Origin of the sequence: Thermocladium sp. ECH_B (genome assembly GCA_001516585.1) — an archaeon.
GTDB lineage: Archaea > Thermoproteota > Thermoprotei > Thermoproteales > Thermocladiaceae > Thermocladium.
This window is the reverse complement of the sequence record LOBW01000071.1, coordinates 1-9,512: the sequence shown is the minus strand read 5'-3', so window position 1 is coordinate 9,512 and position 9,512 is coordinate 1. Positions and strand designations below refer to the sequence as shown.

At 45.1% G+C, this 9,512-nt stretch carries 8 protein-coding genes and 3 pseudogenes; 2 read left to right on the top strand and 9 right to left on the bottom strand.

The window, feature by feature from the left end; translation table 11 throughout:
* Positions 1-45: 45 nt before the first annotated feature.
* Both AT710_08065 and AT710_08060 read right to left on the bottom strand, forming a co-directional pair.
* Positions 46-1,414, bottom strand: a pseudogene (locus AT710_08065) (transposase).
* A gap of 140 nt (positions 1,415-1,554) precedes the next feature.
* Positions 1,555-1,860 carry a 50S ribosomal protein L14e gene (locus AT710_08060; protein KUO90906.1) on the bottom strand — a complete coding sequence of 102 codons (306 nt, stop codon included), beginning with the start codon at positions 1,858-1,860 and terminating at the stop codon, positions 1,555-1,557.
* A gap of 321 nt (positions 1,861-2,181) precedes the next feature.
* Between AT710_08060 and AT710_08055 the strand changes: the two are divergent.
* A pseudogene (locus AT710_08055) lies at positions 2,182-2,633 on the top strand (chromate resistance protein).
* 189 nt (positions 2,634-2,822) lie between these two features.
* On the opposite strand, the gene AT710_08050 reads toward AT710_08055, so the two are convergent.
* The 5 genes from AT710_08050 to AT710_08030 all read right to left on the bottom strand — a co-directional run bounded on the left by AT710_08050 (position 2,823) and on the right by AT710_08030 (position 7,326).
* Positions 2,823-4,865: a Minichromosome maintenance protein MCM gene (locus AT710_08050; GenBank protein KUO90908.1), complete on the bottom strand. Its 2,043-nt coding sequence runs from the start codon at positions 4,863-4,865 to the stop codon at positions 2,823-2,825.
* Between the two features lie 13 nt (positions 4,866-4,878).
* On the bottom strand, positions 4,879-5,403 hold the full coding sequence (locus AT710_08045; GenBank protein KUO90905.1) for a hypothetical protein: 525 nt from the start codon (positions 5,401-5,403) through the stop codon (positions 4,879-4,881).
* Positions 5,404-5,793: 390 nt separating this feature from the next.
* Complete coding sequence (locus tag AT710_08040) at positions 5,794-6,135, bottom strand: hypothetical protein (protein KUO90904.1); 342 nt, start codon at positions 6,133-6,135, stop codon at positions 5,794-5,796.
* 67 nt (positions 6,136-6,202) lie between these two features.
* On the bottom strand, positions 6,203-6,856 hold the full coding sequence (locus AT710_08035) for a hypothetical protein (protein ID KUO90903.1): 654 nt from the start codon (positions 6,854-6,856) through the stop codon (positions 6,203-6,205).
* Positions 6,857-6,858: 2 nt separating this feature from the next.
* Entirely contained in the window at positions 6,859-7,326 is a 468-nt protein-coding gene (locus AT710_08030; GenBank protein ID KUO90902.1) for a hypothetical protein, read from the bottom strand.
* A gap of 138 nt (positions 7,327-7,464) precedes the next feature.
* Here AT710_08030 and AT710_08025 point away from each other — a divergent pair, with 138 nt between their 5' ends.
* Positions 7,465-8,499 carry an H/ACA RNA-protein complex component Cbf5p gene (locus AT710_08025; GenBank protein KUO90907.1) on the top strand — a complete coding sequence of 345 codons (1,035 nt, stop codon included), beginning with the start codon at positions 7,465-7,467 and terminating at the stop codon, positions 8,497-8,499.
* Positions 8,500-8,551: 52 nt separating this feature from the next.
* Here AT710_08025 and AT710_08020 read toward each other — a convergent pair whose 3' ends face one another.
* Complete coding sequence (locus AT710_08020; GenBank protein KUO90901.1) at positions 8,552-8,896, bottom strand: hypothetical protein; 345 nt, start codon at positions 8,894-8,896, stop codon at positions 8,552-8,554.
* A gap of 257 nt (positions 8,897-9,153) precedes the next feature.
* Positions 9,154-9,512, bottom strand: a pseudogene (locus tag AT710_08015).

Below are 9,512 nucleotides of genomic sequence, written 5' to 3'. Positions count from 1 at the left end.
CCTCCTCCCCGCCTTGAGGGCGAGGGTTCCCCGAGGTCTAGAGGGTTACGCCCCTTTCACGGGCGCTACTCTGTTGTGGTCCACGATGAAAGATAGGGGCCTCTTTATCGCTGAGATCACTATGCCGGTAGCCTTCTTCAAGATATTTAAAGCACCATTCAAGTCACTGTGCAGTTTATGCCCCTTAGGACAATTAACTATGCCTCTTGGCCCCCTCTCANCCCTAACGCCGTGATAAGCACAGATACGTGAGGTATTATACTCAATGACCTCAAACACCCTCATTCCATACTCTTGAGCCTTCAGCTCTATGATATTCATCAACTCTCGGTAAGNCCACAAGTTCACGGTGAACTTATTGCCCCTTTGTTGGGCGATGTTGAGGGGGTACCCCAAGTAGATGGTTGATACGCCTCGCTCATGCAATTCCCTCATAAGATGGGAGGCAAAGTTCCTATATAGGTGAAGTAGTCTCTTGGTTAGTTTCTTGAAAAGTCTCCTCTTCTCCCTTGATAATTCCTCGTATGCTTCGTATTCCTCTAGGTTCTTCGCCTTATCCGCAGAGGACTGCACCCCAGCTATCCTCTTCCCGAAGTAGAAGTAATCCTCCTTAGTCCTAACCCCCTTATAAAGAAGCCAAGAACCATCATCGACTACAACGCTCGCCAAGACGTTGATGCCCAAAGTCAATGGACGCCATTTTGTTACCCTTCGGCGATTTAACTTGAATGGCTTTCCTCTCACCCCTCACTATATGCTTACTCTTTCTTCCCGTTTTAGTCTTCTCAACGCCAACCTCCACTGGGATGTAGGCATACCACGCATTCCTAGCCTCGTCATAGTATATTTCTAGCCTACCTTGTTTCCCGTGCCACCTTAATCTGCCGGCGAACTCCACTTCGAGGCCGAAGTCCTTTAGGACTAGTTTCTGTTCATCCACTACATACCTATCCTGCCTAATGACTAGGAGGAGTTTCCTCCCTCCAGTTTCCCCATCCTTCCAGTAACGCGGCGGGCTTACGCGGCTCATGTGGGGCGGTAGTTTGTTTTCCTTCCTCAACCTCAATAGGGAGAAGAATGAGTTCCATGCCTCATTGTTCTTCTGCATGATTGCTTGCGCGTTGACTCCTAGTTCTTCTTTATACTTCTCGTAGCATTTATCCCAAGTCCCCTCGAAGTCCACTTTTCCTCCGTGGAAGAATTGCTGCCTCCTCTCGTAGTTGATCTCGTTAAATNGTTTGGCGGAGATGTCGGCTAACCTTCTTAGCTTCCTTTCTTGGAAGCCATTTGGTAGGAGGCGAACCACGTTAGTCCTCTTGTTAGTGAATTCGATTTCTTTGATGCCCTCTCCCGGTATTGCGGGGGAAGTCGGCCCCCGCCCCCCATTCCCAAGAAATTGACCGGAAGAGGGCATCCTAAAGAGGGATAGTAAGAGGTTTTTAAGCTTTTACCTAGCCCTAAAGGGGCGAGGTTTGTTGTTCGTTTTATCACTCAACTTCACTTCTGCAGGGAAACATTTCCCCTTAATCCCTTGTTAAGATAAGCTCAGGCAATTCATTGCGTAGTGNGTATCAAGTAGAGATTGGGCTTTACTCCTTGCTTAACTACATCAGTTAATTTAGCTTCCTCTATTGCCTTGATTACGTCCTCATCGCTGGCTCCCTTGCTTATATTTACCTTGTATTGAGTTGGCTCCACATGCTTTACATTAACCTTCCTCCTCTTGACGCCGGTCAACTGCTTTGGTCCAGTTACCAAGAGGAAATCGTCATCAACTATATCAACTATTACGCACATTTTACCAGCTTCCCGGCCTCTGGTCTTAACGCATATCCTACCAACATCGAATACTTTAACCATGAATCAATCGATGACCCAACTATTTAAAAACTTTCCCATCCAAAACACTTCATGGTAACACTAATTGCCCTAAGGTGAAAATTCCCGTTTTCCAGTCTTTATTTTAATTTCTATTATAAATATCAATTACGCGATTCACATCCATGCTTAATCATAATTATTATGAAGATAATGGAGAAACAAGTCCCTTGGGATTGGTTTCGCCTTTTTGCACATACTGACCTCCTCCCTGCCTTTAGGGCGAAGTTTGCCGTTCGTTTTATCAATATAATGTTAAAAGGAGATAGAAACATTTAATTAGTCTGGAAGATTCATAATGGCATGAAGTGGGTCACTAGGAGGAGGGCCATGGTTGATAGGATTGCGTGTCCTTGGCTGATAAAGAAGTTCATTGATCCGGAGGCGGAGTTCATCTTTGTACCGGAAGAGGAGGTCCTAAAGGTTGCGGAAAAAGAAGGCGCTATACCTTTCGATACGAGTGGGGCTGAATTGAATCACTATGTCGAGAATGGAGTGGAATATGTCACATTTGACGCATTAATAAAGAAATATAAATTAAATGATCCAGCGCTGCTAGAGCTTGCAGAAATCGTAAGAGGGGCAGATGCCCATAATCCCTTTAATCCACCGCCGGAATCCGCTGGATTGAAAGCAGCAGCAATAGGTTTCAGGGAAATTTCAAAAACGATCATGAAAACATGGAGAAACAGTTCCACATGTATGATGCATTATATGAATATTGCAAGCTGAAAGTAAGCGGTAAAATAAAGTAATAATTCGCTCATAGCTGTATCAATATATGGCGTTTATCTATTCATAATAGAAATCTCTATGTGAGGCAAGGTAGGCATTGAACTCGACATGTAAGAAACCAGCCCCATCCACTCCATGGAGCTTCTATTAAGAGGGAAACCAGACCTCCTCCTCGCTCTAAAGGGCTAGGTTTGCTCCTCTGCATGAGCTCAGTGAACCTTCTTAACGTAGCCCGGCTTCGGGGCGTATAATTCTCCATTCTTCATAAGCATATTGATCAATTTCTCTGCGGCAGCCCTATCCACTCCTCTCTCCTCTATTTCCCTAAGCGCATCCTCTATCTTCACCGGCTTGCCATCATTTAATTCCTCCATCTTACTAATGATCTCTAAAACCACTGCCATTCGCTCCTGGGAACTACGCGGCTTGCCCGTCATTATAACGTCTATATCAACCTTGCCCGTCTCAACATCTATGCCCACGCTCTGCAGGAACTTAAGGAAGAGGGAGATCGCTCTCTCCGCGTCCTCCTTATCCACTGTACTGCTTAGCCTCATCTTGGCCTCGGCCTCCGCGAGCCTTATCAGCGCCTCCAATTGCCTCGCAGTTATTGCAACAGGAGAATTCGGCTCCTGTGACTTACTCCTCATTTGAACATAGAATTGAGTCACTAATTCCTGCGCCTCTTTAGTTAATATGGGCTTCACATGCTTCCTGGCGTATGCTATGTACTTCCTGAGAAGATCTGGCTTAATTATGTCCCTACTGTACGCATCCAGAATATCATTTGAATGAAGCTTCACTATATGGGTAGCTATATTTCTATCCTTTTCTGCATTCGGCTCATCTCTCACAATAAATATTAAATCAAACCTAGAGAGAAGCGTGACTGGGAGATCAACATTCTCAGCCACGGTTCTATTAGGCAAGTAGCGGCCAAATGTTGGATTAGCGGCGGCTAGAACGGAGGCGCGAGCATTGAGGGTGGCAACTATTCCGGCCTTGGCAATGGAAACGGTTTGCTGCTCCATTGCTTCATGCATGGCCACTCGATCCTTTGCATCCATTTTATCTATCTCGTCAATTATGGCTACCCCCATGTCGCCCAGAACCAATGCGCCTGCCTCTAGGTAAAACTCGCTAGTAGTCTTGTCCCTGACAACGGCTGCCGTTAATCCCGCGGCGGTGGATCCCTTTCCATTAGTATAAACAGCCCTAGGCGCTATCTTGCTCACGAACTTGAGGAGCTGACTCTTTCCGGCGCCGGGATCACCTATTAACAATAAATGTACGTCGCCCCTAACCCTTATGCCGTCAGGGTACTCCTTCGGAATACCGCCGAAGAGGAGACACGCTATTGCCTCCTTTACATCAGTCATTCCATATATGGATGGAGCTATTGACTTGATTATGCGATCCCTCACGTCCTGCATGGCCGCTAGTTCCCTGATCTTATCCTCGTCCTCGCTCGTTATCTCAACTTCAGCGAAGTCCTTCTGCATGCTCTCAATATAGTTCACATTAATGTAACTGGATAATATGGGGGGCCTTAACTTCCTTAACTCTGACATATCCAGCTCAAGTATGCCGGTTACCGTGACGCGGTCGCCTGGCTTAACTCTATCCACTAGATCATCCATTAATATCGCCTCCATATTGCGCGGCAACTGCCCTGATGGTAATTCCTCTAATCGTTCCTGTATTATCACTTTTTGCCAATCAATGAACTCGCTTCGCTCTGATGTTAATTCCATGGTATTCACAGCGCCGCAGCGCGGACATTTCCTTGGAGGCTGGACAAAGGAACTAAGGGTCTGATTCACCTCGAGCTCGAATCCACACTGAGTGCATCTATAAGTGGCCTTGACTAGGAAATGCTTGGGCGGTGTTTGCCTCAATATTATTCCCTCTATGGCTATGAATCTCCCTATTTGATCGCTGCGGAGCTTTCGTAGGCTTAGCTTATCGGTCTGAGGCATCTTGAAGCGGGCGTGGAACTTACTTACTTGACGCGCATACTCTGGATCTCTTTCGGTCACCATTCGTTTAACCGCATTTGACGCCGCATCTATGGCTAAGTTAGGCGAATCAATCAATAGGTCAGCTAATTCCTTATGGTTTAATATTAAATCATTGAAATCTATAACGAGGGATCGTTCCCTATTTATTATCATTGTGCTCACTTCGTTCAAGTACTTCTCGTCAGACTCAAGTAATGACTTAAATTTCTCGACTAAATCATCGAAATTAATTGACTCCTTCTCTTCAATCACTGGTGATCACCATGGACTCAACCCAGCTCCTCGCTATTCTACTTACCTCTCTCACAATGGCCTCCTCCTCTATTGGTAACTTATCCAGGTACTCCCTAGTATCCACTAATGAGGGGGATACGGCAACTGTATTAAGCAATTTCCGTAACCGAGCCTGGGCCAATTCCTTTAATGTCTGCTCGTACTGCTTAGCTTCTTGTTCCCCTAATTGAGCCATGCTCAGCCTAGCCCTTACATAAAAGCCTCGATCCAATTCCTGCAAATCATTTAACGACTTGGTTTCCCTCCAGTGGATCTTCCTTAAATCCTCGAGCGACAGGAAGTCCTGCTGAATTAATTGCGCAAAACCCCTGCTTATTAGGAATAATGCTACTGATGGCGGCACGCGAATCGGGTCGCCGGCCTTGAGCGGCCCTATTTTGTAATCGCCGGCCCGTACTTCAGGTATATCCCTGGACGCCAATAACCTAATATCTTGTTGATACTCCATTACATCTATTATTGACCTAAATGACATCTATAGTAAGCACTCTAGCTGGACCTATTTAATCCTATTAGCGCGGCTTCCACGATGATAAGGGCTGGGAAACCAATGAATGAGCGAATTATTTTAATGGAGAATTGCATAATGAGACGCATCATTGCCGCTGTTTCTCAGCGTTCAGTATTCTCCTTGTATAGTTCCGTGAATTTCTGCGCCTAGGGGTTAGATTCTTATGCGGCCTAGCCGGCACCTTAGGCGTCTGGCTTCTGACTTTTCCAGCCTTTGTTAATGAACCATGCGAACCCATGATAAGTACGGAACCAGCGACTTAATAAACTTTATTTCACTAATCCAAGGCTTAACATAGAAACACTGACCTCCTCCCCGGCCCTAAAGGGCGAGGCTTTCCGCTTGTTTTGTAAGTTACTTCTCCCTGATCAGCATTATGGAGGCTGCAGAGGAAAAAATGAAGCCAAGCAGGAACCCGCCAACGCCTATTAACGATATTAGCGATAAGAGGAGTCCAATTAATCCAAGGACTCTATGATTAAGTCTTGTGATGATTACCGCGAAGAATATCGCCTCTAGAAGTATTCCGACCACAGCCTCAAGTAAGCCAGTGTACATGTACAGGGAGGGGGGCGCCACATATACCATATTGAGAGATAGAATTGCTGGATCCATCGATATATCCACCAGCAATACTCCATCTATAATCATGAGTAAGCCGCCCAATATCATAAGTATAGGTACTGCCTTATTCATGGTTCTAACTATGAAGCGCTAATTTATTAACATTTAGTGTCTCAGAAGATGGGGAGAATTAATGCCATCATTGATTCAACTTAATGCTTGACTTGAATGCCCTATACGGTACTTTACTTATCCTGATCAATGGGTAATCCGCATTCATTAATTCCCTCTCAATTAATCTAATCAAGTCAACCAACCTCAATTTTGCGAAGATAAGCACCTCATTAGCGGCATCAACTATAGGATCCAGATCACTAAACACGTTAACATCATGGATCTTTAAAGGGACATCTAATCTATCCTCCCCAAGCAACTCAACTAGGTATCCCCAATCCCTCACCGTAGATATGCCGCTATGCTTGAAGCCGGCCATCCTGGCAAGTCTAAGCAGAAGCTCGGCATCTTCCATGCTCCTCGCAACCACGTGAAAAATAGCGCTCCTCACCATAAGCCAAGCATTGCTTAATCCCATGAGTATGCTGCTCACCTCGCTAACGGTTATTGGCCTATGCCACTTAGCGACGAAGCTGAAGAGGTTATTTGACTTGGCGAAGCCTAGCCGCTCTGCCTTAGCTATCATTATTCTACCACTACAGCTACTGGTGGTATAGTAATTGGGTAGGGAATTAATGCCATTCAATACATCGATTAGGTCAAAGTCAACTCTACCCATCTCAGCCTCTCTAGCCAATCGCTCCATAAATGATTTCTTCTTTTGCTGAAATGGATCCATGGCTATTCAGGCAAGTAAAATGCCTCCTTCTCCCTATAGGCCTCCCTAAACCTCAGCTCAGTGAGCCGTTCCTCGGCCTTTCTATACATATCGGCAAATGCCTTAATTCTTTCCCCAAGCTCCGAGCCGCCTAGGAATTCCTCGGTTTCATACACGTACTTAATGGACTTGCCCTTGCCGTGCTCCACTATGAAGCCCTCTACGCTGCCGCTTGTAGGCAATGACCCTATATCTCCATTTCCCCTAATCAAGAATGAGTATCCCTTGACCTGGCCATCACTGAAGACAAGCCTAACCAATACCAGCGATATGTGAAACTCCCTCAGCGTGTTTAGAATCACATCCCTATATCTCTCGGTTTCTCTAACGTGGGGAAGCCTCTCCAACAGCAGCAAATCATTTCTAGATAAGTCCTTCACTAATTCGTCAAGCATTACGCTGGCCTTCTTATTTATGTTAACTACACTCATGAGTAGCCTAAAGCCAATCAATTAAAAAACTTAACCATCATTACCCAATACCAGTCCTTGATTAAGCACCATGCTTGTATTTGAATTGGAGAAGTTGTTAACGCTTAAATTTAGGCCCCTTATGGGTTAACGGTGAACATAGAGAAGTGCAATGCCGAGCGGAGGATCCACGTAAAGATAGATGAAGGAACTAATGATGAGTATGGCATTTACCCGGAGAAACGGTCCATACAGGATCACGTGAAGCGAGGCTTCATAGTGCTAGATAAGCCGAGGGGCCCATCCAGCCATGAAGTTGTTTCATGGATAAAGAGGATGCTTAACTTAGATAGGGCTGGACATGCTGGGACCCTTGATCCACGCGTTTCCGGCGTGCTTCCCGTAGCCTTAGGAGACTCCACTAAGGTGCTCCAGGGCATATCCCATGAGTCCAAGGAGTACGTTGCAGTAATGATGCTGCATGGAGATGCAAGTGATGATAAGATAAAGAGCGTGCTGAGGGAATTCATTGGAGAAATATATCAAAGGCCCCCGGTCAAGAGCGCGGTGAAGAGGCAACTAAGGACTAGGCACGTATACTCACTGGAAATGCTTGAGAGGGATGGAAGGTATATATTGCTTGACACAAATGTGGAGGCAGGCACATACGTTAGGAAGCTATGCTACGACATTGGGGAAGTGCTGGGGGTTGGAGCTAATATGCGTGAATTACGAAGAATACGAGTTGGTTGCTTTAAGGAAGATGAGGCTANCACGCTGCACGATTTAGCTGACGCAATATATCTCTGGAAACATTATGGAGATGAGACGCTCATGAGAAAGATAATAAAGCCCGTGGAGTACATGGTGAGACACCTACCTAGAATATTCATCCGGGACTCAGCCGTTGATTCAATAGCGCACGGAGCCGCGCTCGCTGCGCCTGGCGTGGCTAGGGTTGAGGACGGCGTGGAAAGAGACGGGGCAGTGGCTATAGTAACATTGAAGGGCGAATTAGTGGCATTAGGGAAGGCCACTGTATCCACAGGCGAATTATTAAGCATGAGCAAGGGCATAGTAGCTAAACCCACTAGGGTCATCATGGAGAGAGGCATTTATCCTAGCACATGGCCAAAGGGAAAAGCAAAGGATGAAGGGAGCAGCCCTAGATCTATTAATAAACGTAAAGAGTAAGCATTAGGAAGCCGCCCTACTATTTCGTCGCTATTAATTGAATTGATTGGGATCACTCCACTAGATCCCTTATTAATTGAGCTATTTTCTTTGGGGAATCGCTTTCCTTGCATAATGCCCATAGCTCGCTTTTTTTACAGATCCTGTACCTAACAATGCTTCTTGAATCATCTTTTTCAAGTAATNCATTTTTAACTAGGTTATCCAATATATGCTTAACCAACGTAAATAGAACCGGCAGCATGTTATTCTTGAGACTACTATTAGATTGCTCAAGTAGTGTCTTTGGGATGAAGGAGACACATGAACCCCTGGACTCCCTCACCATTCTCCATAGCGCCTCAGCCACGGCATCCGTCACATCTCTGAAATTAGTATACGACGTCATTGAGCTCATTGAGATATCTGGGACGTCTGCATATTAATCAGTAACTCTGAGCAATTTATCCCTATTATGCCTGTTAGTACAGGATTAATTATTCCTGAATATATGAGAGTATTCCGAAACATTTACAGTTAATTGGTTTTTATATGTGAATCATGGATCGCACATAAATAGAATAGAATAGGAATTTATCGATAGTACTTGAAATACATGATAAATTAAATAATAAATAGAAAAATAAATAAAGATATGGATTTATAAATAATCTGCTAAAGCAAGTAACTGAACTCGACTAGACCCAGCCTCTTGAGGGTGTCCAGGGTTGGCTTACCATCACTCCAACCACGCAGTTTATAATATACCTTTATTCCCTCGTCAAACATCTTAGATGCACTATGACCCTTAGCCGGGCCCTCCGGTATTGGTTGCCTCATGCGATTAGGCAATTCATCCTTAACCCATTTCCCCTCCTTAACATGAAATAATCGCTCCACATTGAATATGCGTTCCCCTATCTCAAGAATGTCTTCACCGCTTAGATCCCAACCAAATGCGGAATTGTATAACGCAGCTATGTCTCCCTCAGTGTTTATATTAGGCATTAAATTCTCGAACTTACAGAAAACTG

Excerpts from the sequence above, each read along its gene's own strand:
- AT710_08045 (KUO90905.1), bottom strand. The coding sequence starts at position 5,403 with ATGTCATTTAGGTCAATAATAGATGTAATGGAGTATCAACAAGATATT.
- AT710_08040 (KUO90904.1), bottom strand. The coding sequence starts at position 6,135 with ATGAATAAGGCAGTACCTATACTTATGATATTGGGCGGCTTACTCATG.
- AT710_08035 (KUO90903.1), bottom strand. The coding sequence starts at position 6,856 with ATGGATCCATTTCAGCAAAAGAAGAAATCATTTATGGAGCGATTGGCT.
- AT710_08030 (KUO90902.1), bottom strand. The coding sequence starts at position 7,326 with ATGAGTGTAGTTAACATAAATAAGAAGGCCAGCGTAATGCTTGACGAA.